We start from the raw sequence: 23,090 nt of genomic DNA, 5'->3' as shown, positions 1-23,090 counted from the left end.
AGGGTGGCAGTACCAGCACGTGTACTTCAGGCAGGCACTTAAAGATCACAAAATCATTCAATCCATGTCAAGGAAGGGTAACTGTTACGACAATTGCATCATGGAGACCTTCTTTGGACGGATGAAAAACGAGATGTTCTACGGGCATGAAAAAGAGTATTCCTCTTTTGAAACGTTTGCTAAGGCTGTTGACACCTACATAAATTACTACAACAACGAAAGAATCCAAGCGAAAACAAAATGGATGCCTCCCGCAAAATTCAGAGAGGCATCCATGTGCACCTAATTCAATTTTTAATGTGTCCAGAATCCTGGGTACATATCAATACCCGTTTTCTGAAAATATAGGGTAGAGGATATAAAGCGAAGCAAAAAAATGGCACATGGGGTTGTCATACAAATAAAAACCCTATATTTCCAGACATGGTATAATACGTCTCACGCAACAAAAACTGAGCTTAGTAAGCATGGTAGGTATATGCGATATATTCCTGTATTTCCTTCTCGCCTGGGATGCCGGGAGTGTTGCCGAACGCCCCGTCATGGAAGAACTGCTCTGTAGAAGCAAGGCAGTCCTCCAATGTAAATCCGGAGTCCTTGAGGGACTTGATATCCAGTTCCCGCATCAAATCGGTAACACACTTTACCAGCCGCTCCGCCAACTGCATGGGATCGGTCTCCGCCGAGTACGACACATTCATCGCATCCGCGACCTCTTCCAGATTGCTGCACTCGCCGTATTTCGCCGTAAATACCATAACACCCGGCAATCCCCACGCACAGCCGAGACCATGCGGGATGTGATGATGTGCGCCGAACGTCTGGCTAAAGCTGTGTCCGATCTGACAGCCGCAGGCCGAGATCGCCATACCGCCAAGGTTGGCTGCCAGCGACATCTTTTCACGCGCTTCGGCATTGTTCGGTTCTTTAACGGCAACTGGCAACCATTTCATAGTCAGGCGAATGCCTTCCTTGCCAAAAATGTAGCCGTATGGGTTGTAGTTGCGGTTGGTAATCGCCTCCACGCAGTGCGCGAGCACATCCAAACCGGTTGCCGCGGTCGATCCTGCCGGAAGCGAATAAGTCAGCACCGGATCGACAATCGCCAGATCCGGCTTGTAGACCGGCATCTCCTTTGCACCGGTCTCAACATCGCCGATAACCGCCCATTGCGAAATTTCACTGCCTGTTCCCGATGTCGTGCTCAGGGTAATCAGCTTCATTTCATGCGCGTCCTCGCCGATTCCATAGTAGTCCCGGATGCTCGTGCCGTTCTGACTAATAATAATGCCGATCGCCTTTGCCGTATCCAGCGTGCTGCCGCCACCGACCGCTACAATGCCGTCAATACCATGCTCCCGGGCAAAGGCTGCGCCCTCGTCACAAATGTTGCTCGGCGCATCTGCCTTGCATTTATCAAATACAAGGACTTCCAATCCGGCCTGCTGCAGGGCGTCGATAACCTGCGTCGCGACGCCGAAGTCACACAGCGCCTTTTCCGTACAGACCATGACTTTATGCATGCCAAGCTTTTTCGCCTGCGCACCTGTCTCCCTACTCGCGCCGGTTCCAAACAGCGTCGGGCAGAAGGTGTTCCACATATAAACGCTCATGATTGTTTCCCTCCTGTTTATGCAGCCAGCCGCAGGACGCCCCCACAGCATGGACTGCCCCAAAGCCGGCTGCATAATTCTTTGCTCAAAACAGACTCTTCACATAAGCCCAGACTGCATCCAGATCGTACTTATACAGATGATACAGTTCTTCTGCACTGCCAAAGCCCGGATACACCTGCGGGATGCCGAACCGTTTAAACGACTTGAGCTGAACACCGTTGTCGCACAGGACATCCGCAACCGCACTTGCCAGACCATTCTTCATCAGATGGTCCTCCCAGACGACCAGACGGCCGGTTTCTTCCGCCGCCTTCAGGACGATTTCTTTATCGAGCGGCTTGACCGTGAACATATCGATCACACGCACGCTGATCCCTGCATCCTTCGCCAGATCATGCAGCTGAAGCGCATAGTTTACCATCTCGCCACACGCAATGATGGTAATGTCCTTGCCGTCTCTTGCCAGGTATCCCTTGCCGATCTCGAAGACCGTATCCGCCGGATACAGCACGCGATTCTCCTTACCCGGATCAATACGGATGGACAGCGGACCGATATAATTCAGGCTCTTTTCAATGATCTGCCGCAGCTGAACCGGATCGGATGCTGCGCACACCGTCATGTTAACAAGCGAGGAATAGAGCGCCATATCCTCCATTGCATAGTGGGTCGAGCCGCCGTTGCCGGTTAGTCCGGCATAGTTGGCAATAATGCGAACCGGCAGGTTGGGATAACATACGTCCGTGCGCACCTGTTCGAGCGCACGCATGCTCATAAAGGGCATCATGCCGATGATAAACGGGATATTGCCGTCGTACGCCAGTCCTGCAGAAATGCCAACGACATCCTGCTCCGCAATACCGGTGTCGATAAAACGGTTCGGGTACTTGGTCTGGAAGTCCTTGCAGCCAAAGCCGATATCCGGCGTGAGAAGCCATACGCGCTCATCCTTCCCGCCAAGCTCTGTAATCGCATCTCCTACCACAGATCGTGCGGAGTTATATTCATCGAGTGTATAAGACTGCTTCATTTATAACCCCTCCTTCTGCTTTTCAAATGCTTCATCAATATCCTTCAGCGCGGTTGCAAGATCAGCCTCATTCAGGCTACCCGCATGCCACTTGATCTGTTGCTCCATAAACGACACATTTTTGCCCTTCACAGTATTGGCAATCACAACGGTCGGGATTTCCGTATTGCTGCCCGGCAGGCGGTCGAACGCCTCCACGATCTGCGCCATGTTGTTGCCATCCTCGATCTCGATCACGTTCCAGCCAAACGCACGCCATTTGTCCGCATAAGGCTCCATCCGGATGGAATCCTCGGAAAAGCTGGTCATAAGCTGCTTGTTGCGGTCGACGATTGCAACCAGATTGCCCAGCTTCAGCGCGTGGCCTGACATTGCCGCCTCCCAAACCGAGCCTTCGCAGGTTTCGCCGTCGCCCATCATACAGAATACACGGTTCCGGCGTCCCTTCTGACGGGATGAGGCTGCCATGCCTACGCTGAGCGGCAGACCGTGGCCGAGCGAGCCGGTCGATACATCCAGCATGGGCAGCCGCGTTTTGCACGGGTGCTGACCGAACTTGCTGCCGACATTCCCATATGTATCGCAAATCTCCTGATAATCAAAGAAGCCCTTCTGCGCCATGATGATGTACATACAAGCAGCACCATGTCCTTTACTCAGGATAAAGCGGTCACGTTCAGGTACCTGTACCAAATCAGGCCCCACCTGCATCGTGCGGTGGAAAAGGCAGGTCAGCACATCGATCATGGACATATCGCCGCCCATATGGATATTGCCGCTGTACATGCCGCACAGCTTGCAGAGATCACGCCGCGCCTGGTGCGCCAGCTCCAGAAGACGCAGCACCTCATTTTTATCTGCCATTTACGGTTGTCCCCTTTCTCACAGATCCATGGAAACAAATACCTTGCCACACTGACGGCTGGCCGCCAGATCGAGTGCCTCCTGATAACGTGAAGCCGGAATAACATCGGTCACGATTTGGTCGAGCGGCAGGATTCCGGATTCGATGATCTGCGCTACCTTACGCATATAATACTTGCCCAGATAGCCGCCATAGACCTCGATCTCGTTTTTAAGCAACTCAGCTACCGGGAACTCCGGACGCGCCAGCTCGTCATGTCCAAACTGCAGGATCTTACCGTGCGGGCGGACCAGATAGATACAGTCGACCAGCATCGCTGCAACTGCTTCTACACAATGATCCACGCCGAGACCATCGGTTTCTTGCTTTACGATCTTCTGCAAATCCTCGGCATCCGGATTGACTACGCAGGTCGCGCCAATCTTAAGTGCAAGATTGCGTCGGTGCTCAATTGGTTCGGAAACAATGATCTTGCGGCAACCGTTTGCCTTGAGCAGTGCAATGAACATCAGACCGATCGGACCTGCTCCCAGTACACATGCCGTATCGCCTACATGTACGTTCAGTTTTTCCAGTGCGCAGCCGCAGCCAGCCAGCGGCTCCGCTACACCCATCAACTCAGGTCTAGTTTCCGGCGCCACCTTATAGCAGTACTGCTTGGGCAACACAACATAATTTGTCAGGCCACCGTCCGCAAATACACCGCGAGAAACAACATTTTTACACGCCTCCGGCAGCCCGGCCAGACAGTTCTCACACTCGCCGCACGGTCCATGCGGATCAATAACCACTTTGTCGCCAGGCTTAAGGTTAGTAACGCCTTCACCAACTTCCGCAACCTCGCCGCAGAATTCATGGCCAAAAATAATATCCGGTTTGCAAGGGTGCTTCTGCGGTGTTGCGAAAATGTTGACATCCGTGCCACATACCGAACATCCATAGCTACGAATTTTAACGTCATTCTTATTCTTGATTTCCGGAATCGGACGATCCTCATATGCGAAATGCCCCGGGCCCTTATATACAATTGCTTTCTGCATTTTTGCCATTGCGTTTTCCTCCTTATACTGATGCTGCGGACGGGACCGTTTTTCCTATCCCGTCCGCATTCCTTTTGAATCTAATCAGTCCAGTTCTACCCACTTTGAATTGTTATGAGCACTCTCGATAACAGCGTGGAAGAACTTTACACCGCTCACGCCAGTCTCCACATCCGGGAAGTCCAGATCCTCCGCTGTCGGCTTCTCGCCGTTTTTGATCTTCAGGATAGTATTGATGACGCTGCGGTAGATGTTGGCGATCGCAATATAGTAACCTTCCGGATGGCCGAACGGCACACGTGCCAGTTTGCCCGCAGGAACATCGATGCCATCTCCAGCGCGGTTGAGCGTACGGGGGGCTTCGCCCTTTTTAATATAAATCACCTCGTCTGGACGGGTCTGATGCCATTCCAGGCAGCCCTCTGTACCCATGACCCGCAGGTCGATCTCATTGGGGCAACCGCAAGCCACTTGGGTGAACCAGTATGCGCCGTGGGCACCATTGTCGTATTCCAGAATGATGTTATCGTTCAGATCCAGTTTTTTTCCGAACGTATCAGCGGTAGCCAGCAGGCGCTTAATCTTCAAGCCGGTGACATAGTTGACCAGATGCTCCACATGCGTGCCATCATCCGCGCAGGTGTTGGAAATGCCGCTGTACTTGGGGTCGGTTCGCCAGATGCGGCCGTTGACCTGTTCCTTCTCGGCAAGCAAGTCGAGGAAGCTGTTCTCGATGTAGTTAGCGTTGACTGCAATAATCTTGCCAATATCACCGCGGGCAATCATCTGCTTCATTACCTTGCACATTACATAGCCAGAGTAGCAGTAGTCCACTGCAAATACCAGATTCTTTTCCTTGGCAATCCGTGCCAAATCCTCCGCCTCTTCTACAGTCAGCGTCAGGGGCTTTTCACATACCACGTTGATACCGTGCTCCAGAAAAGTCTTTGCTGCAGAGTAATGAACAAAGTTCGGCGTGCAGATCGAGACAAAATCGATCTTGCCGGCTTCGGCCTCGGCCATCTTTTCCGCATCGTAATATACACGGGACTTGTCAACGTGATACGCTTCTGCGCATTCGTCGTTCAGATCGTTGTCCGCCGAGAAGCAACCGCATACCAGCTTTGCTCGCGGATCCAGTCCCAGCGCCTTGCGATGACACTCACCGATCAGAGCCTTGAGGTCACCGCCTACCATACCATAAGTCACTTGATTCATCATTTTTTGTATCCTCCTAAATAATTTTTTGTTATAGGTGTTTATTTGATCAGATCAAACAAGCGTTTGACCGCCGGGAAGCCTGCATCGGTATCGCCTTCCGGGAAATACTCAAAACAGATCGTCCCTTCAAAGCCGCTTTCTTGTATAGTCGGGAGCAGGAAGTCGAAGTTGATTTCTCCCGTGCCCGGCTCGTGGCGATCGGGAACATCTGCAATATGAATATACGGAACAATATCGATATTGCTCATGATATTGTTCAGCAGGTTGCCGTGCATGATCTGCATATGGAATACATCACACAGCAGCTTTACATTGGGCGATGCAACAGCCCGCACAATATCCGCACCTAAGGACGTATGAGTAACGGACATACCTGCGTCTGCTCCAGAATTGCAGATTGGCTCCAGCAACGCCGTTATGTTGTTCTCTTCCAAAATGGGTGCAATCCTCATAAGCGTGTGCGTCACGTTCGCCACCATTGCGTCGTGGCTATACTTATCACGGAAATCCGCGCAACCGTTGGGGGTAAAATGGTTCGGGAACAGAACCATTTTATCGCATCCCAATATTTTTGCTGTCTGAACGGAGCGTTTGATCCACTCGACCATATCCTCCATATGTTCCCTGTCACACAGAGAATACTTCTCCATTCCGCTGAACGCGCGCACGCTTACGCCTGTTCTCTCGCAGGTTTCCCGGATCTTAGTGATATCCTTGTCCTGCCAGCCCCAAAACTCAATGGCATAGAAGCCTGCCGCAGCGACTTTTTCGATTTTTTCACAGATATCCATACCCGGATACAGGGGTTCGATGTTGATTGCCCAATCAATCATACTGTTCATCCTTTGCTAACATTTTTTATTGATTCATTGTCTCCGCTGCTGTTAGCTCGCTACAGGATGCCCTGCTCATCGCGTTTCTTCAAATCTGTGATAATCTGTGGATACAGCTTATCCAGCTTATACAGCAGGCAGAGGACAATGATGATCACAGAGAAAATAATCGGCGCATACATGCAGATTGCGTGGATCATGGACAGCGCATCTGCATTCTGTATAGCTGCAAGACCGTCATAGCCGACTGAATCCATCAGAAGGCCGATACCGGCGGAGGCCAAACCACCGCCCAACTTGGAACCAACTGACGCTGCACTGAAAATCATGCCATCTTGCCTGATATGAGTTTTCCACTGCCCGAATTCTGCAGAATCCGCAATCATCGGAAAAACGCACGCCCACAACGGTGCTACACCAATACCGCGCAGTACAGCGCTGACCATTGCAACCGGCACACTCATCGGAGCCGCCATCCAGACTAGCTGCGCAGCGATGACAAGGATAATACCACTCAGCGTCAAATTACGCTTACCGAAACGAAGTACAAAATGCGGGACAATCAGTACAACGATACTTTGCGCAATCAGCTCGGCTGCGTAAATCGGACTGTACAAATTTTCATTACCCAAAATGTATTTACAGTAATAGGTCTCGATCGTTCCAGTTACTGTACTCATCATGACCATGAAGCCCCACAGGCCGAGGCAAATCGCCCAATACTGGTTAGAAAACAGCGCTTTCAGATTTTGTCCAACCGAAACCTTTTGTGTTTTCGCAGCTTCAATTACCACACGCTCCTCAATATTAAAGAAGCAAACCAGTAGTAAAATTAGCGCGATCACTGCAAAAATAATCGAAACAATGATCCAGCTTTGCTGTGTACCGCCAAATGCTTCTACCAGCGGGATCGTTGAAACCGTAACCACCATCTTGCCCATCGGTCCACAGAAAATGCGGATCGCCTGCGTAGAGGTGCGAGATTTCTGGTCACGTGTGATCAGTGAAGCCATCGTGGAATACGGCAGATTGAGTGCCGTGTAAACTACGGTATTAACCAAGTTATAAGTAACAAAAATATAGATTCCCTGTACCATGACCGATGCATTTGCCGGAATCAAAAACAGCAGAACAAATGTCACTGCGTATGGTACTGACATCCATAAAATCCACGGCCGTGCCTTTCCGTACTTTGACTTGGTACGGTCAGTGATGAATCCCATGACAATATCTGAAACACCGTCGAAAAGGCGGGTGATCAGAAAGATGATACCGACCAGCGCCGCACTGACGCCAACATAGTCTGTATAGAAAAAGGTCAGCAGCGTACTGCACAACCCATATACTACGTTACAGGCCGAATCTCCAAGACCGTAACAGATTTTCTCCCGTAAACTGACAACCTGATCCTCTTTGTTCTGACGGATCTCTAAAGTATTCTGCACTCCAAAAACTCCTTTCTTCTCTTTACTGGGAATAGTATTATATCTAGATTCCCATCCTCATAAGGGAGAATTGCTGCAGAAGCCGGAGCAAATGAATTTTCCGAATCACCAGAAACGCTTTTCCATTTGTCTCACAGGCAGACAGCCAGCCATTGTCAGCGCGCGTATGACGCAAACGGACAACCAGTAATTTTTGAAATTGCATCTATATTTCCGCACTTTTCAGTCCCCTTTCCTGTTTGACCACATTTTTCAAATAAACCTTCTTGAAAATTACCGATAATTTTTTTATACTAGTATAGTACTCCATTTGCACATGTGATGCTGTCATTTCTCTTTCAAAAACTATAACAATTATCCCAACTCCTTGGAAGAATTGTTATAATTTTATTTAATTCATCTGATATATTTTAATCCTCTTCCCGCTTAAATTAGTCAGGTTGCACATTCTTATTCCTGCAATTTGTACATTTTAGAGTTTTGGCCAATCCGTTTTTGAAATATTTTTATATTTCCCCTGTTTATATTTGTGCATTTTAGCTATAACAACTTTATCCTATATTCAATTAATGAGAGGAAAGGTGCACCATGCAATACATTGTAAACCACGCGGCAATGGAAAATCTCCGCCACTCCAATCAGTTATTTCCAATCTCAGAGTTTATCGACCAGTTTGACCTTTTCCCCCAAGGCAGCTTCCCAATCCACTGGCATCCCGAACTAGAACTACAAATCATCCTCAAAGGAAGCGCCGAGTATACTATCAACGGCGAAACTTATCTAGTATCAGAAGGAAGTGCAATCTATATCGGCCCGGAATCCGTCCATTCAGGGAAGGCATTGTCTGATCATACGGTTGGCTATGATGTTGTTCTTCTCCCGCAATTTTTGATTAGCCTAATGCAAACCGCGCTGTGCGAACATCTTGCCATTCCACTGACAACCCATCAGCCCGCCGCGCAGGTCATTATGCCAGAAAGTAAAGAGGGAAACGTCATTCTGGAGTCGCTTAAGCGCTTGTATTATACTGAAAGTTCACATTATGGCTATGAATTGTTCCTGACGGAAAACCTGCTTGCAATATGGCGCAACCTCATTACGATTTTTCCAAAGAACAGTCGACACTCCTATGACAACGGCAAGCTTTTGCGAGAACAGAGGATGAAGGACATGCTGGAATATATCAAAAAAAATTATCCAAACGCTATTAGCATGACCGATATTGCAGCTTCTGCCAATATCAGCAAAAGCGAATGCTTCCGCTGCTTTGCTGAAATGTCCCAGTTGACTCCGATTGAATATGTTAATCAGTACCGTCTTACACAGGCCGCACTATTATTGCGAACTACTACACAGAGCATTTCGGATATCTGCTATCTGACCGGTTTTAACAGTTCCAGTTACTTTACGAAAAAGTTTAAGAACCATTATAAAATGACCCCTAGGGCTTACCGCAATCAACATATGGTGCATAATTAATATGATTAGATTGATTTCTTTCAGCAGGAACTTATCTTCCAATTTCCATCAACTTTTTTCAGCTTCAACACAAACTGCGAAACCTGCGTCATGCTCGTCCGCTGGTCGAGGTACTGCACCGCTACGTTTGCCGTCACCGTATCGCCCTGCTTGGTGTATACCGGGTTCACCAAAGCGGCAAACACATAGCTGTCATTTTCGATCACCGGCAGCGCACCGCCGCTGGCATAGTAGGAAAGCTCCTGCTCGCTGGCAGAAGGATACAGCGTAAAGAACGTGGTCAAAAACTCTGTAATCTCTGTAGTTTCTTCCGCGGATACCGTGCCGTCCGGCTCGGCGGCTTTTGGTGCATAGTCGGACTTTGCAGGCTTGCCCGTGATCGTCGGGTTTTGGATAATCACCAGATCGCCCGCGTCGTCTGCATAAACGGAAACTGCATACGCCGATGTCACGGCAGTGCTTTCCTCCTCGTTCCCGATCATCTGCGATACGGAATATACAATTTTATACACTTTATCCCCAGTTTGTTCCACAGACCAAATCTGTACATCCTGTACCGCAGAGGATACCGGTACATCGCTGCGCACGGTATCCGCATTCAGGGCTTGCAGCTCGTCCGTCAGGTAGTATTTGAGGTTTTCCGTCCGCTGCTCGATCGAAGCCGCAGACTGCTCCCAAGAGTAATACACCTTAGCGAAATTGGTTACAAAACTCTCGATTGCGTTTGTGTCCGTCACTTCCTGCTGCACCACAGTTGTTTCACGGACAGTGTGCGTATCCACCGCTGTAAAGTTCTTATACACCGCGAACGCAAACGCGCAGATCAGCAGCGTCCACAGCACAACCACCACCGGCCGCCGCGTCCCGATATGCAGGACGCGCGGCTTTTTCTGTTTCTCTTGCAAATTGTTTTTCTTCTGAAACATATCGTTTTCCACCTTTCCAAATTTATTGCGTCACCCGCCCGGCGCAGACCAAATGGGACTGCCAATAGTCCATCGTCAGGTCTGCCAGACCGATCGGGTTGCCCGCATGGTACATCTGGTTGTTGCCGACATAAATGCCGACGTGCGTGATATAATCGCCGCAGCTATACGTCCCCTGAAAGAACAAAAGGTCGCCCGGCTCGGCATTTTCCAGCGGAAGATGCTGGGTTGCTTCATACTGCGCCTGCGCCGTGCGCGGCAGGCTGATGCCCGCCACACTATAGCACCATTGCGTCAGACCGGAGCAGTCAAAGGAAGTCGCCGGGGACGCACCGCCATAAACATAATCCCAGCCCTGATACTTGAGCGCTTCATTCATAATGGCCTGTACCGTCGCGTCGTCAAACTGCGCCGCATAAAGGTACTGCGCCACCAGTCGGACGTAGAACATATTGCCGTAGTTATACCGCCAGCCGCCGTTTTTCTCTACGGCAATCGGGTTTGCATAATCCACCCGTTCACCGCCGGACTTTTCTTCCGCGAATGCCTGCGCGAGCGTAAAGCTGTATTTGCCCCCGTGCGACGCGACATAATCCAGAAAGCCGCCGCCGTAGTTGTACGCCTGAATTGCGCTGTCCAGATCGCAGCCGAGCCGGTCTGCCTTGTCAATCAATTCCGCAAAATACTTGCAGCCTTGCCGGATAGAACTTTCTGTATCAAGTGAATTAGACGGCAGCCCCATAGACTCTGAGGACTGCATCACATCCTCGAGCACGCCGCCGGACTCTACCTCCATAATGGCAAGCAGGACATTGACATACTCGGAAATACCGTACTGCGCCGCATACCGCTCCACCGTCGGCCTGTGCGCCAGCACCGCCGCAGACAGATTTGCACCGCCATACAGCAACCCACTGCCGCCGTCGCTGTCGTCCGATACGAACAGGATAAGCGACACCAACAATAAAGCGAAAAACATGGCGACCATGGCCGCGATACCAAGCGCGATCTCCCTGATCTTCACTGCTTACCGCCCCCATTCTGCGCGCCATCCTGCGTACCGGTGCTGCCCGACTGGTTTACAACCGGCTTACTTTGCACCGTGTTTTTCCGTTGTACGGGCTTGGTTTCGGGCTTGATAGATACCGTCTGCTCCACCGCAGGACGCGGCTTTGGAGGCTTGTCCTGCACCCGTGCAGAGGGCTTTATCGGCTCGGCTTGCCGCATGACCGGGCGGTTTCCCGCTTCCGGTCTGCGGGTCTCTGCGGAAACCACAGGGCGCTGCGCCGTATCTGGTCTGCGGTTTTCTGCCGCAGAAGCCGGGCGTTCCGCTGCGTTGTGTGTTTGCTTATCCTGCGGCGTATCAGGCCGAGCCACAGTATCCTGCTGCACAGTCGCCGGGCGTTCATGCTGGGATACCATCGGTCTGCGTGCAATCGAAGCACCCGTAGACTGTTCCATGGTTTTCTCAACTTGTCCCGCACCCGAACTGGATTCTATCATCACCATCGGCCTGCGTGCAGTCGAAGCCCCCGCAGGCTGTTCCTGCCGCTGCTGTGCCACCGGCTTTACAGCTTGTCCCGTATCCGGCTTGGATACTGCCATCACAACCGGCCTGTCATGCGCCGCAGGCGTAGACGGGCGCTGTGTTTCTCCGGTCTGCATCTGCGTCATTCCGGCAGGTGTAGGTGCTGCGGTTGCAGACGTGGTTTCCGGCCTGCTGTATCCCGCCGTATCCGCAGGCATTCCCGCCCCGCTTTCCGGCATGGACGGCATATCTGTCTGCGGTGAACCGTCTGCGCCGCCTGCCGTCCCACCGGGCAGACCACGCGCGGAACTGCTGAACGAGCTGCACGGCTGCCCACCGGCCGTTGTACCTCCGCTTTGGTTGTTCGGCCTGCGGCTGCGCTGGCCGCTATACGCCGCGCCGGACGTATCGCGCGCGGAACGGCCGGACGCTTTCCCGCTGCCATCCGCTTGTCCCTTGGAAGATGCCCGCACAGAACGGTTTAGACGGTGCAGCTGATGATACAGGAACATACCCGGCCGTCGTGCGATATGCCGTCCCATGCTGCGCGTGCCATCGTCCCGCAGCGAAAACAGGCTGAGCAGATCACCCAGCTTGAAATACGTCCCTGCGAACAACACCACCTGCAAAAAGGCAATGATGAAGAATGGGTAACGATCCGCTATCTGATACAGCATGGTCGAAACACTGAACGCCACTGTAATCACCAGCGTAATGCCCGCACGAGCTAAGATCGTGTTGAACAGCTTGATCACCGCACGCCTGCTGCTGCCCTCAAACGTCGGCGCCATGCTGAGCACGAACGACACCGGCAGGAACATCACATAGATAATAAAAAGTACCTGCGAGAAAATCATCATGCCGGTCAGCAGGAACACGAAAACCGAAATGCCGATATTGAACAGGAACAGGAAAAACACCGTCCCCAACCGGTTTACCGTTTTGGTGACCGTCAGGTTGGTGTTTCTGTTCTCCTCGATTTCGGTTTTGACGACATTTTCGCGGTCTTCACCGTTGTTTTCACTGGGGCTGGCAGACAGCAGACTGTCCACGCGCGCTTCGCCCAACGCTTCGGCATCGGTATCCCCGAATTGCAGCAGCAGCCACGGCTGCTTGACCTGAATGGCAAACAGGCTGTCCCGAATCAGCGCAACGCTGTCCCCCTCCCCGCCGGGCGCATCCGGCATCACGATTTTCGTGCCGACATTCAGGCTTGCCGTGCTGATATCCTCGGAAAACTCGTTCAGACGCTTCACGCAATCCGGCGCATAGGCAATGACCGCGCCGGACAGCACGAAAATCAGCACCATATTGAGCACCGCCCGCACCGCTTTGGTGGTCTCCCGCTTGATGACGCCCGTGTACGCAACATACGCGCCCACGACCAGAATAATCAGCAGCAGAAATCCGGCATAAAACCCATCGGCGGAAAGCCCCGCGGGCGAGATTCCGGCAATCGTCTGCACGTTCTGCCCGATTGCATCCGCCGCGCCCGAAATAAAATCCAAACCATAGGCTTCCTGCACCAAGAAGCCGGACGCATTGGACAGGTACAGGTTGATCGTCCAGATAAAATTCGTGATGCAGTACAGGCCGTACATGACCTGCTTACCGATGCCGTCCACCCAGTTCCACGGCAGCCAGCCCCAGCCGTTATCAACATAGAAATCGAGCTGGTAGTTTTCCAGCGGATAACGGCTGTACTCGTGTGCGGTATCCACCGTATCATCGACCAGCCCAACCGCGCCCGCAGACGGACAAAAGACTGTAAACAATAAAACAGCGATTGCCGCTATCATCAGAAAGGCAATCGCTGTTCGCTTTATCTGTCGGAAATTATTTTTCTCGTACGTCATGCTACACCTCTGCTTTCAGCGGCGGTCTGGTGTCGAACCCACGGAACAGGTCTGCGAACACCGGGTGGAACTGCACCACACCCACATGCCCGTACAAATCCTGCATCAGACATTGGCCGTTTTCCAGCCCCCGCAGCCGCTTTTGGTTGCCCTCGTCCTCCGGGTCAAGGCCGAAAAACGTGAGCGTCTTTTTGATCTCCACCGTATCCGTACTGCGGAACGCAAATTTCAGGCCGATGTTGTTTTTCAGGCTTTCGTCTGCGAGGTCTGCCGCGTTCTGCGTCACGAAATAGACCGCCGCGTTCATGGCACGGCCTGCACGCACCAGCTTGTTTGCCAGCATCTTACCCTGTGCGACGTTCAGGAACGACCACGCTTCGTCAAGGTCAACGATCTTGAATACGCTCCTGTCCATGTGGATAAAGTCGAGCGCAAACGTGCTGATCACAATGAGCATGGCAACAGACAACAGCTCCATCGTGGTATATTCCTCAAATGAGGTACCCTTGTCCGGCAGCACCAGATCGGCTACCTGCACGATATTGAGCTGCTTTTCAAGGCTGATGGACTTTTTGATGTTCCCATTCGAAAACAGCAGGTGCGCGAAATCATAGTCCGTGAAGCTCTCAATATGGTCTGCGATACTGACCGCCAGCGGCGAACCCTCCTTGCGCAGCTCGTCAATCACGCAAAGCAGGCCGCGCCGCTTGCTGTTCGTCACCGTGCGCACCGCCCGCCGCAAGATGGGGAAACGCTCGCCGTCCCGCGAGGAAATGCCGGTTAAAAACGTGAGAATGTCAATCGCAAGGCTTTCCGCGTCCTTGGGGCGGCGCATGATAACATAAGGGTCGAGCATACCCTTGTTCTGCTCGTCCGAGGTCAGGTTTACAATGTTGATCTCATCCGCGATCTCCGGCAGGTCGCGCTTCCAGTTCCCACGCTCGGCTTTCGGGTCTACGATGAGCGCCCGCGCGCCGTTCAGCACTGCGTAGTACACCAGCAGGTTATTGGCAAAACTCTTGCCGCCACCGAGCGAGCCGAGAAAGGCCGCAGACAGCGCGTTCGTGACCGAACCCTTGACGCCCTGACTGGCAAGCGCAGGCTGCAAGTACACGTTCCGGCCGGTATCTACGCCGTAGCCGATATAGATACCGTCCTTTTCGCCCAGCATTTGCGCCGCACCGAAGCCGAGACCAGCGAGGAAATCGCTCGTCACATACTGGATGTAGTCGTTCATATACCGGCGGCTTGCCGGGATAAATTCATGGTGCAGGCCGATCATATCGCCCACCGGGCGCACCAGCTTGACGTTCATATCGTCGTAGAAATCCCGCACCGCATTGCACCGGCGTTTGAGTTCTTCCGCGTCCGGGGCGGTGACACGCACCACATAGGACAGCTTGTACATGGCTTCCTTGCTTTGCCCCAGCTCAGTTTCCAGCTCATTCACGCTTTCCAGTGCTTCCGCAACCGATGTGCTGGTCTCGTCCCCACTTTCCCACGCATGGTTGTCCAAATCTTTTAGTTCCTTTTTCTTATTGCGGACAGTGGACAGGGCTTTTTTGTTGGCAATGATCTCCACATTCATGCTGGTATCAACCGGGAACGTAAATTGCTGCTGCTGATAATAGAAAATCTCGGACGACGGGAAATCCAGTTCCCCGACCACATCCGAGATCGTGAAATAAGCACTGTATACCTCACTGTCATCATGCGAAATATGCAGATACCGCCCGTGTTCTTCCAGCAGACAGCGCGTGGGTTTGATAAGGTCATACCGCTTAACCAGAGTTTCACCTTTGAGTTTTTTCTTCGGCAGGTGAAACGCATAATCTTCATACGCAACGCCGCTTTGTCCGTACAGATGTTCCAACAGATAGCCGAAATCATTTTGATCCAGCCGCCGCACCTTGAAACGGCGCGAAATCTTGCTTTCCAGCAGCTTTTCCATCTTCTGATACCGCAGGATTTCATCGTTTGGCATGGACGCGAAATCTCCCATCAAGTTATGATTTACGTCCCGCAGGAAGCCGGAAAAGATATTTGCCGCCTGCCACCCGATATTCCCGCTTTCCTGCTCGTTCAGCAGCAGCTTGAAGCCGATATAGAAACGGTAATCCACCTGATTTTCCCCGATCATGGACACCAGCGCATCCGTCTGGCCGTTTATACGCCGCAGGGCGGCTTCCCGGAGTTTGCCGGAAGCGTGCGCCTTAGAACGCTCCTGCGCCGCGCGGATACTGGACTCTGTGCTGATCTGCAAGGCGTGTATCTTGCCGTCTCGGTTCTGGGCAATGAGCTGCCGGAACGCATCGTGTACGGCTTGTTTTTGCTCCACACTCAAAAACGAGTAGTTATAGGGGATAAGCTCATAGTAAGCGAAGCACTCCCCGTCATGGTTCCAGACAAGGTTATTTTCGATATACTTCATCGGATACTGCATTTACCATCACACTCCTAACCGCAGTAATAGGCTGCCCGCTTTTCTCCTTGCGGAATTTCATCGGCTTGCCTGCAAAGGTCTGCTTAGGGCGCAGCAGGTAGGCCGTATAGGATTTTGCAAAGCTGAATGGCTTTTTGCCGTCCCAAGTCTTTTGGCTCATGAACCATGTGATGCCAACCGGAATACCGAAATATTTAAGCAGCGCGCCGTCTATCATCGAGAGCGGCGGCAACTCACCCAGCGCCAGCACCGCAAGCTCGGACGCGACGAACCATGCCATTTGCGAAAATGTGATCGGGAACGGCAGGCGCATATCGTTAATGGCGTAAATCACCTTTTCCACCGACCAAATGCTGCTGTAACTGCGTATTTTCTTCACATCAAATCCACTCCATTCAAAATATCCGAGGGCAAAGGGGGCGAGGAACGAAACCCACGCCGCCCGTGTCTTTCCTCGCCCCCTCATCCAGTTATGGATAACTGCCAAGCAGTTACCCACAGCCGTGCTTCACCCCCACACCATGCTCACGGCGGCGGGCATAAGAGAAAACGGTTAAACCACGATCTCAAACACACCGTCCCGCGTCTCCACAAACGTACCCTCAAAGGATAAGTCTCGACCATAGGCTTCATAGTCTATATAGTTTTGCAGATGCGCCGGTATCTCACCGAGCGCACCTTCCTCCACCATCTGACGCGCTACATCTGTCATGTCCTCACATCCAGACCACAGGATAATATCGTCCTGATGCTCGCACAAATCTTCAAGGCTGCTGAAATAGCCTTGCAGCTCTTTCAGATTGTCTTGGATATACTCCGGCAAATCCGCCACCATCTCACACAAGCGGTTAACTTCCTCAATCGGCGTATATTCTTCGATGTCAAATGGCAGTTCGTAGTCGTGTATCGCGTATTCCTCATAAAATTCGTTCAAGCCGATACGTTCAGCCATTTCGTCATAGTCGATGGGCGGTTCAAACCACGCGCCGACAAGTTCACCCTCGTTGTATTTGCCGAGGTTCGCCACATAAACCCGCATTTCCTCCATAAGCAAAATTCACCTCCCGTCATGCAGGCATAAAAAAGCGGCCGGTCTCTTTCCGAAACCAGCCGTTATGCACCGATAATCTGATTGAACAGGGCAAGCAGCACGTCCTTGACACCCGCCGCATTGAACACCAGACCGACCGCGATCAGTGAGACAATCATAAAGCCAATCAGCTTAGTAAACTCACGCTTGAAGCCGAGATAAATGCCGATCACCACGATCGCCATGAGCACAAGCGACTGGGCGTTCGTGAGAAACCAGTTATACAGGTTGACACCAAAATTCATAGGTTATAATCCTCCTTAGATTTTCCCATAAAAAATGCAGCCCATAAATAGGGCTGCTTACTATACTATTATTTTGTTCAGCGCGACCGTCTGTCGGTAATCACAAACTATACTTATTGCGCAATTCTTCAAGCGACTGCCGAGCATCTGCCGTCATACCCGCCCCTATTTCTTTTTCTGCTTGATACAATTTCTCACAGACTTCTTCCATTGACAGAGGTTTATTTTCATCAATACCCCGTTCATTTTTCCAATGCGAAAGGCGGTCATAAGCAGTCGCCGCTATTTCGCTGTGCCCATACCGCTTCATTTTGGATACCGCCTGTTCCTCTGGGTCACGTATTTGGTAATAGACTACGCTTGCACTATCATTCTGCGGCATTTCAACCACCTCCTTTATACTATCCTATATAAAAATACACCAACCGTCAACTACGCGTTTTTACTCGACAATCACCTCCCCGACACTTAAAAGCTGCTGCTCGATGATTTTCCTATGCTTATCCGCAAGGTCTGTAACCGCGAGCATTTCTTCCATGACATTTGTCCCGCATCTACGGTCTAATTCCAGCAGCATTTTCCACGAGGGCGCTACCTGATGGGATAGCCAGTTAAGCGTTTTTTGCACGGTATACGGTTCGGGCGCTGTCGTCAGCTTCAGCCTTTCCCGATGCGCCCCGATGAACACCGCCCACATCTGGTTCAGCGGCCAATCCTCGCGCAGTTTGTTGTCGTCCCGATCGACAAACCGCACATAACGGTTGATGATGCCAAAGGCGGTATTCTCCGGGTTTTCGCCCGATACCAGATCGTATACCGCATGATAGGCGCGGTCATTTTTCAGCCGGATTTCAAAACGGTTCTTAATTTCCGCATCTTCGATGGGGACACCTTGTTTGACAAGCTGCTCATAGTCCTTTTCGTAGATGCAGAAATACAAATCCGACTGCATCGAGCCAATATACAGCGTCACACCCATGCTCGCTTTGTTTTCTTCCCGGCTGCGAACCAATTCCCCTGACCGATACGCCTTGAAGCTGCGGAAAACCGAAACACACTCACCGCGATCGCACTTATCACACAAAAATGGAATGTCCAAAATGCCCGCCCGGTCATTGATGGCAAGATCTATCCGCTTGAATACCGCATCTTCCTCTAAGCACTGCCGGAAAAACTCGTACCAGCTTCGTTTCTGCCCGTTCAGATAGGCTTCAAACTGTCGGCAGCCTTTGCCTTTCAGTTCCAACAGCACGCCTTTTTCCTCGTCCGGGGAGGTCATAACCGTTATATCGCCCAGCACATACATGCTGCTATACGAGTAAAAACCGTGATCTTCCTGCACAAAATACTTCATTTTAAGCCGCAAAACACGCTCCAAGATATATCCTATATCCATCGTGGAAAAGCGGATACGCACATAGTCGATCATCAGGTTAAGCGGTTCTGGATATAGCGCCTTGAGCGCCGCTGCAAGCCGTTTTTGCATCTGGTCTGTGAGCGGCATCTTTCCTGTTTCCACCCGGCACAGGTACTCCCGCGACACCCCGGCAGCAGCGGCAACCGCTTTGCGGGAAATCCCGTTCTGCTCCCGTTCCCGACGGAACTGCAAAATCCACCCGTCCAGTTCCATACGCAAACCACCTCCTTCCCGGCTGTGACATAATCACCCGATTTTTACATAGCCCCCAAATGCCGAAAAACCCAGACGCCATCAGGGTTTTGCTTTGAAAAAGGGCTGGCCATAGGCGATTTGTACCCCCCTGTTAGATACAGGGGGTAATGACGCGCGGGCGCGGCTGCGCCGCGCCCGCCAACCGCCCTCGCCGCGCCTGCGGCTTTCGCGCTGCACGCCGCGCGCGGCAGGGCGGGGCGTGCAAAACAAAAGCCCACAGGTTTTTCCTGTGAGCTTATACCAAACCGTATTCCGTTTTTCAGAACAACAGCGCCAGATAATCCTGCCGTCCGTCCAGCACGCGCGTGACCTCGATATGGTCGTCCTCCACCACGCGATAAAAAACAAGCTGCTTTGCCACCACCAGAAAACGCAGATCGGTTTCCACAGCAAATTTACGGCAGAGTTCCGTCCCCATATAGGGATTTTCCTCGAGCAGCATGATCGCATCGAACACGCGCCGGGTCAGCTTTTTCGCCGCCACGCCGTTACCGAGCGTTTCCGAAATATAGCGTTCCGTCGCCTGCATATCGTCCAGCGCGGTTTTCTTAAATAAAACCTTCATTCAGACAGCCCCAGCATCTTGCGCGCGTCGTCAGCAGAATACACTTCGACGCACTCGTCGCCTTTTTGCAGCTCTTTCATCAACCGCGACAGCGCCTTTGCCTTGATGATCTCGGCATTATCCTCGTTTACCGCGAACGGGAAACCGCCTGCATTGATTGACTGCTGGAAAAACACGTTGACTGCGTCCGTCAGCGTCAGACCGTTTTTCGCATAAATCCGTTCCAATTCCTCTCGAATTTCAGGGTTCATGCGGATACGGAACATATCCGTTTTGACAGAAGAAACTACATTTCCCATACGTCATTCCTCCTTTTGGTTTAGTATAACAGGTCGTTGTGCATCTGTCAAATTTGTAGCAACAATGTTGCTACTTCTCTGTTCGTTGATTTCCCTAAGGAAGTCATACCCTTTCGGTACGACCGGCGTGTAAAACTCAGTAATCACGCCTTTGCCGGTATCCGCATACCCGCGCCCCTTGACATTCTTGAAGAAAAACTCCTTTTTCACTTCCCCAAACATCATGCTATACCCCAGCTCGGACATGCGCCCCAGCGCCACGCGGAAGTTGAACTGGTCACGGATACCATCGCCAAGATACTTTGCGTCCGGACGCTGGCAGGCGAGAATCAGGAAGAAGCCCGCCTGCCGCCCCAGCATGACGATTTGCTTGAGCTTGTTTAATACATCCTCACACTCGCGCGTGTTCAACATTTCCATGAATGCAACGTATTCGTCAAACACCAGAAAATGCGGCTCTAAACCGAGATAGGCGTAGTTCTCGCCAGTCTTATAGCCCTGCATGGATTTCATGCTTTCGCTGCGCTGCATCATGGCGTCGCAAAACCGGCTGACGCACACAGCAATATCCTCCTTGCGGTAGTACATGTCCAACATGACAGCGGACAAGTCTGCGAGGTCTGCGTTTTTGGGGTCTAAGACGTGTATCACCGCGCGGGTCTGCACCAGTGCATGAATCAGCGTCAGGATGAAATACGTCTTGCCGCCGCCCGTACCGCCTGCAATCAGCATGTGTGGCAGCGTGTCATACTCCCACCAGACATTTTTCATCAGGCGCAGGCGGCCATCCCCAGCTTTCGCTTCATCAATGGAAATGCGGTCGGCAACCATGTCATACAGCAGCGTATACAGGACAAAGCCGTCCCGCAACTCACGGCTGACCAGTTCACAGTACAGGCCGCTTTCCAACTTGCTTTCCAAATGCAGAAGCGCTTCCTGATACCGCCCCATCGTGATCTCGACCTGAATATGCAAAAGCCCGTTTTCCATACGGTAGTACATCCGTGGAAAACGGGCTATCTTCGGTTTTGTATCCGGACTGGGTAAATCCCTAAAAAAGCCGTCCTGTTTTGTCCGTTCAGCCTGCTCATACCACTGGTTTTCGAGCACCATGCGCGCCAGCTTTTGACGGTGCCTGAGCTGCCGAACTGTGTCCGGAAACAGGCGGTACAGCAGGACGAGCACAGCCGCCGCGATCGCCGCCGACACAATACCGCTGAACAGCAGATACGGCACATTCCAGTGAACACCTATATCCAGCATGGACAGCCTGTGCCAGTCTGTTTGTAAGATGGTTTTCAAGTTGAGCAAAGTGAAAGCTGCAAAAAACACCGGAAGCGCCGCACAGCAGGCAGACCGGAACACCAGATCCTTATCCGCCGGGCGGATACGCTTACTGCGATACCGAAAGCACTTCATGGCGGTTACGCCTTTTTATCCGGCTGGCCGTCCTTGCGCGGCTGGGCGGGCTGTCCGCTGCTCATTGCACCAGCCTGTTCCGACCCTACCAGCACAATATCGTCCGCCTTGATATACCAATCCGCTTCCGCGTTGTTGCCGAACGTGGCGTTTGCCACGGTGTTCGCCACCGGATTCACAATATCCACCTCGGCGTTATAGGCATAATCCCGCAGCGGCGTACTGGCGGGATACTTACCCGAATCATGCGGCGCTGCGTCTTGCTTTTCAGATCGTAGGTGCGTTCCTTGACCACATCAGACGGCGTACCGTCCTCGTTCTGCTCGAACACCTCACGGCGCAGCGCGGAAAACCGCAGCCGCCCAAACGTCGCCTGCTTGTCGATCACAATACCGTTTGCCAGTCTCATATATGCCACCTGTCCTTTCTTACGCCTTTACAATGTCATCTGCATGGAGGATATAATCCGAGAAGCCGCGGCCGTTAACCGCATAGCCCTCCACGGTGATCTTGGGATTGACCAATTTAACCGCGTCCATATACTCAAAATGCTTTTCGCCCGCCTTACCGGGGAGAATGACTTCGATATCGTCCGCGCGCTGCACATCCGAAAACAGCTTGTACCGCCGGTTCTTCACCACGATGCGGCCGCCTTCCCGCTGGGTATCCCCGCGCCGCGGCTCCACCTTGCCGCCAAATTCCAGATTACCGAACGTCTTTTCCATGTTCGGGACTACAAATTTCAATTCCATAAACTATTCCTCGCTTTCAGATATTGGTTGATTGATTTTACTGCATGACTTCCGCGATACCCGCCATGATATATTCCGCACAGGGCAAGGCGATCGCATTGCCGAGCGCGAAACAACGGGCGCGGTCTGTGATGGGTTCGTTCTTGCAGCCGTATGCCGTCCAGCCCTCTGGCAGTCCCATGAGCCGTTCGCACTCCAACGGCGTAAGGTCACGGATAAAACCGTCCTGCTCTTTTCCCTCATGCCAGAATGCAAAGGGCTGTCCTACACTGGCAAGCAGAGTTGGGAAGGGTTCTCCGTTTTTGCCGAAGCACGCGCGGAAGCCGGTTGGGTCGCCCTGCTTTGCCATGGCCCGCATACGCCGAAGCTGGAAGGGACGGACGACGGGTATCTGCCGCCCTGCTTGAGCAGCAGGTGTTCGATTTCTACCGGCGGCGGGCAGCCCGCTTTCACCGCAAGGCGCAGGATATGGGAACATACTGCGGGGCTTAAATAATACTTCCGCGGCGCGTCTGCCTGCAAAATCCGCCACGACGAACACCCGCCGCCGCCGCTGCGAAAGGGCGGGTTCTCCCCAATACTGGGCGTCCAAGAGCCGCCAAGCGGTATCAGCCCGTCCCCCTCGCACCATTCCGACGTGCGCCCACAGTCCGCTATCAGGCACTGAAACCTCGATACCTGTGAATGCGTGGAGCACGGCTGCAAAATCCAGCCGGTCATTTGAAGAAAACGCTCCCGCGACGTTTTCCCAGACAGCGAAAGCTGG

General features: G+C 52.2%; 23 protein-coding genes and 1 pseudogene. 2 read left to right on the top strand and 22 right to left on the bottom strand.

Features of this window, described 5'->3' with window-relative positions; translation table 11 throughout:
- Window positions 1-286, top strand: a 286-nt coding sequence (locus T363_RS0111330; protein WP_031475951.1) for an IS3 family transposase, incomplete at its 5' end; no start/stop codon positions are given.
- 172 nt (window positions 287-458) lie between these two features.
- Here the strand turns inward: T363_RS0111330 and T363_RS0111325 are convergent.
- The 7 genes from T363_RS0111325 to T363_RS0111295 form a co-directional block, all read right to left on the bottom strand.
- A complete protein-coding gene (locus tag T363_RS0111325) occupies window positions 459-1,613 on the bottom strand; it encodes an iron-containing alcohol dehydrogenase (RefSeq protein WP_031475949.1) in 1,155 nt (384 codons plus the stop codon).
- Between the two features lie 85 nt (window positions 1,614-1,698).
- On the bottom strand, window positions 1,699-2,646 hold the full coding sequence (locus T363_RS0111320; RefSeq protein WP_051643246.1) for a transketolase family protein: 948 nt from the start codon (window positions 2,644-2,646) through the stop codon (window positions 1,699-1,701).
- Window positions 2,647-3,510, bottom strand: a complete 864-nt coding sequence (locus tag T363_RS0111315) for a transketolase (protein ID WP_031475945.1) — start codon at window positions 3,508-3,510, stop codon at window positions 2,647-2,649. It abuts the gene before it with no gap.
- 18 nt (window positions 3,511-3,528) lie between these two features.
- Window positions 3,529-4,560, bottom strand: a complete 1,032-nt coding sequence (locus T363_RS0111310; protein ID WP_051643245.1) for a zinc-dependent alcohol dehydrogenase — start codon at window positions 4,558-4,560, stop codon at window positions 3,529-3,531.
- Window positions 4,561-4,635: 75 nt separating this feature from the next.
- The gene (locus T363_RS0111305; protein ID WP_031475941.1) at window positions 4,636-5,772 is read right to left on the bottom strand and encodes a Gfo/Idh/MocA family protein; all 1,137 of its coding nucleotides are present in this window, start codon (window positions 5,770-5,772) and stop codon (window positions 4,636-4,638) included.
- 38 nt (window positions 5,773-5,810) lie between these two features.
- On the bottom strand, window positions 5,811-6,605 hold the full coding sequence (locus tag T363_RS0111300) for a TIM barrel protein (RefSeq protein ID WP_031475939.1): 795 nt from the start codon (window positions 6,603-6,605) through the stop codon (window positions 5,811-5,813).
- Between the two features lie 59 nt (window positions 6,606-6,664).
- Window positions 6,665-8,050: an MFS transporter gene (locus tag T363_RS0111295; RefSeq protein WP_242840269.1), complete on the bottom strand. Its 1,386-nt coding sequence runs from the start codon at window positions 8,048-8,050 to the stop codon at window positions 6,665-6,667.
- 588 nt (window positions 8,051-8,638) lie between these two features.
- Here T363_RS0111295 and T363_RS15240 point away from each other — a divergent pair.
- On the top strand, window positions 8,639-9,529 hold the full coding sequence (locus tag T363_RS15240) for an AraC family transcriptional regulator (protein WP_051643244.1): 891 nt from the start codon (window positions 8,639-8,641) through the stop codon (window positions 9,527-9,529).
- A 20-nt stretch (window positions 9,530-9,549) separates the two neighbouring features.
- Here T363_RS15240 and T363_RS0111275 read toward each other — a convergent pair whose 3' ends face one another.
- The 15 genes and pseudogenes from T363_RS0111275 to T363_RS0111200 form a co-directional block, all read right to left on the bottom strand.
- Window positions 9,550-10,455: a conjugal transfer protein gene (locus tag T363_RS0111275; RefSeq protein ID WP_031475933.1), complete on the bottom strand. Its 906-nt coding sequence runs from the start codon at window positions 10,453-10,455 to the stop codon at window positions 9,550-9,552.
- 22 nt (window positions 10,456-10,477) lie between these two features.
- Window positions 10,478-11,443, bottom strand: coding sequence for a bifunctional lytic transglycosylase/C40 family peptidase (locus T363_RS0111270; protein ID WP_407919078.1), 966 nt, complete (start codon window positions 11,441-11,443; stop codon window positions 10,478-10,480).
- A gap of 32 nt (window positions 11,444-11,475) precedes the next feature.
- Window positions 11,476-13,839, bottom strand: a complete 2,364-nt coding sequence (locus T363_RS16880; protein ID WP_051643243.1) for an FUSC family protein — start codon at window positions 13,837-13,839, stop codon at window positions 11,476-11,478.
- Between the two features lies 1 nt (window position 13,840).
- The gene (gene tcpF, locus T363_RS0111260; protein ID WP_031475927.1) at window positions 13,841-16,282 is read right to left on the bottom strand and encodes a conjugal transfer ATPase TcpF; all 2,442 of its coding nucleotides are present in this window, start codon (window positions 16,280-16,282) and stop codon (window positions 13,841-13,843) included.
- Complete coding sequence (locus T363_RS0111255) at window positions 16,251-16,661, bottom strand: conjugal transfer protein (protein WP_031475925.1); 411 nt, start codon at window positions 16,659-16,661, stop codon at window positions 16,251-16,253. The genes tcpF and T363_RS0111255 overlap by 32 nt, the downstream gene beginning before the upstream one ends.
- Window positions 16,662-16,835: 174 nt before the next feature.
- Window positions 16,836-17,330 (bottom strand): antirestriction protein ArdA, encoded by a 495-nt coding sequence (locus T363_RS0111250; RefSeq protein ID WP_099092289.1) that lies wholly within the window; start codon window positions 17,328-17,330, stop codon window positions 16,836-16,838.
- A gap of 65 nt (window positions 17,331-17,395) precedes the next feature.
- Window positions 17,396-17,617: a hypothetical protein gene (locus T363_RS0111245; RefSeq protein WP_031475921.1), complete on the bottom strand. Its 222-nt coding sequence runs from the start codon at window positions 17,615-17,617 to the stop codon at window positions 17,396-17,398.
- 100 nt (window positions 17,618-17,717) lie between these two features.
- Window positions 17,718-17,999, bottom strand: a complete 282-nt coding sequence (locus T363_RS0111240; protein ID WP_031475919.1) for a hypothetical protein — start codon at window positions 17,997-17,999, stop codon at window positions 17,718-17,720.
- Window positions 18,000-18,059: 60 nt separating this feature from the next.
- Window positions 18,060-19,247, bottom strand: coding sequence for an XRE family transcriptional regulator (locus tag T363_RS0111235; RefSeq protein WP_031475917.1), 1,188 nt, complete (start codon window positions 19,245-19,247; stop codon window positions 18,060-18,062).
- 301 nt (window positions 19,248-19,548) lie between these two features.
- Window positions 19,549-19,854, bottom strand: a complete 306-nt coding sequence (locus T363_RS0111225; protein WP_031475915.1) for a type II toxin-antitoxin system RelE/ParE family toxin — start codon at window positions 19,852-19,854, stop codon at window positions 19,549-19,551.
- Window positions 19,851-20,153 (bottom strand): type II toxin-antitoxin system RelB/DinJ family antitoxin, encoded by a 303-nt coding sequence (locus tag T363_RS0111220; RefSeq protein WP_031475913.1) that lies wholly within the window; start codon window positions 20,151-20,153, stop codon window positions 19,851-19,853. The genes T363_RS0111225 and T363_RS0111220 overlap by 4 nt, the downstream gene beginning before the upstream one ends.
- A 3-nt stretch (window positions 20,154-20,156) precedes the next feature.
- Window positions 20,157-21,572, bottom strand: coding sequence for an FtsK/SpoIIIE domain-containing protein (locus T363_RS0111215; RefSeq protein WP_242840268.1), 1,416 nt, complete (start codon window positions 21,570-21,572; stop codon window positions 20,157-20,159).
- Between the two features lie 5 nt (window positions 21,573-21,577).
- Window positions 21,578-21,981 (bottom strand): annotated as a pseudogene (locus T363_RS14670) (YdcP family protein).
- A 19-nt stretch (window positions 21,982-22,000) separates the two neighbouring features.
- The gene (locus T363_RS0111205) at window positions 22,001-22,324 is read right to left on the bottom strand and encodes a YdcP family protein (protein WP_031475909.1); all 324 of its coding nucleotides are present in this window, start codon (window positions 22,322-22,324) and stop codon (window positions 22,001-22,003) included.
- 37 nt (window positions 22,325-22,361) lie between these two features.
- On the bottom strand, window positions 22,362-23,090 hold a 729-nt coding region (locus T363_RS0111200), incomplete at its 5' end, for a DNA cytosine methyltransferase (RefSeq protein WP_031475907.1).

Origin of the sequence: Agathobaculum desmolans ATCC 43058, assembly GCF_000701665.1 — a bacterium.
GTDB lineage: Bacteria > Bacillota > Clostridia > Oscillospirales > Butyricicoccaceae > Agathobaculum > Agathobaculum desmolans.
This window is presented reverse-complemented; position numbering and strand designations above follow the sequence as displayed.

Bases quoted from the DNA above. Each gene is read 5' to 3' on its own strand.
- T363_RS0111325 (WP_031475949.1), bottom strand. From the start codon at position 1,613: ATGAGCGTTTATATGTGGAACACCTTCTGCCCGACGCTGTTTGGAACC.
- T363_RS0111320 (WP_051643246.1), bottom strand. From the start codon at position 2,646: ATGAAGCAGTCTTATACACTCGATGAATATAACTCCGCACGATCTGTG.
- T363_RS0111315 (WP_031475945.1), bottom strand. From the start codon at position 3,510: ATGGCAGATAAAAATGAGGTGCTGCGTCTTCTGGAGCTGGCGCACCAG.
- T363_RS0111310 (WP_051643245.1), bottom strand. From the start codon at position 4,560: ATGGCAAAAATGCAGAAAGCAATTGTATATAAGGGCCCGGGGCATTTC.
- T363_RS0111305 (WP_031475941.1), bottom strand. From the start codon at position 5,772: ATGATGAATCAAGTGACTTATGGTATGGTAGGCGGTGACCTCAAGGCT.
- T363_RS0111300 (WP_031475939.1), bottom strand. From the start codon at position 6,605: ATGATTGATTGGGCAATCAACATCGAACCCCTGTATCCGGGTATGGAT.
- T363_RS15240 (WP_051643244.1), top strand. From the start codon at position 8,639: ATGCAATACATTGTAAACCACGCGGCAATGGAAAATCTCCGCCACTCC.
- T363_RS0111275 (WP_031475933.1), bottom strand. From the start codon at position 10,455: ATGTTTCAGAAGAAAAACAATTTGCAAGAGAAACAGAAAAAGCCGCGC.
- T363_RS0111270 (WP_407919078.1), bottom strand. From the start codon at position 11,443: ATGGTCGCCATGTTTTTCGCTTTATTGTTGGTGTCGCTTATCCTGTTC.
- T363_RS16880 (WP_051643243.1), bottom strand. From the start codon at position 13,839: ATGACGTACGAGAAAAATAATTTCCGACAGATAAAGCGAACAGCGATT.
- tcpF (WP_031475927.1), bottom strand. From the start codon at position 16,282: ATGCAGTATCCGATGAAGTATATCGAAAATAACCTTGTCTGGAACCAT.
- T363_RS0111250 (WP_099092289.1), bottom strand. From the start codon at position 17,330: ATGGAGGAAATGCGGGTTTATGTGGCGAACCTCGGCAAATACAACGAG.
- T363_RS0111245 (WP_031475921.1), bottom strand. From the start codon at position 17,617: ATGAATTTTGGTGTCAACCTGTATAACTGGTTTCTCACGAACGCCCAG.
- T363_RS0111240 (WP_031475919.1), bottom strand. From the start codon at position 17,999: ATGCCGCAGAATGATAGTGCAAGCGTAGTCTATTACCAAATACGTGAC.
- T363_RS0111235 (WP_031475917.1), bottom strand. From the start codon at position 19,247: ATGGAACTGGACGGGTGGATTTTGCAGTTCCGTCGGGAACGGGAGCAG.
- T363_RS0111225 (WP_031475915.1), bottom strand. From the start codon at position 19,854: ATGAAGGTTTTATTTAAGAAAACCGCGCTGGACGATATGCAGGCGACG.
- T363_RS0111220 (WP_031475913.1), bottom strand. From the start codon at position 20,153: ATGGGAAATGTAGTTTCTTCTGTCAAAACGGATATGTTCCGTATCCGC.
- T363_RS0111215 (WP_242840268.1), bottom strand. From the start codon at position 21,572: ATGAAGTGCTTTCGGTATCGCAGTAAGCGTATCCGCCCGGCGGATAAG.
- T363_RS0111205 (WP_031475909.1), bottom strand. From the start codon at position 22,324: ATGGAATTGAAATTTGTAGTCCCGAACATGGAAAAGACGTTCGGTAAT.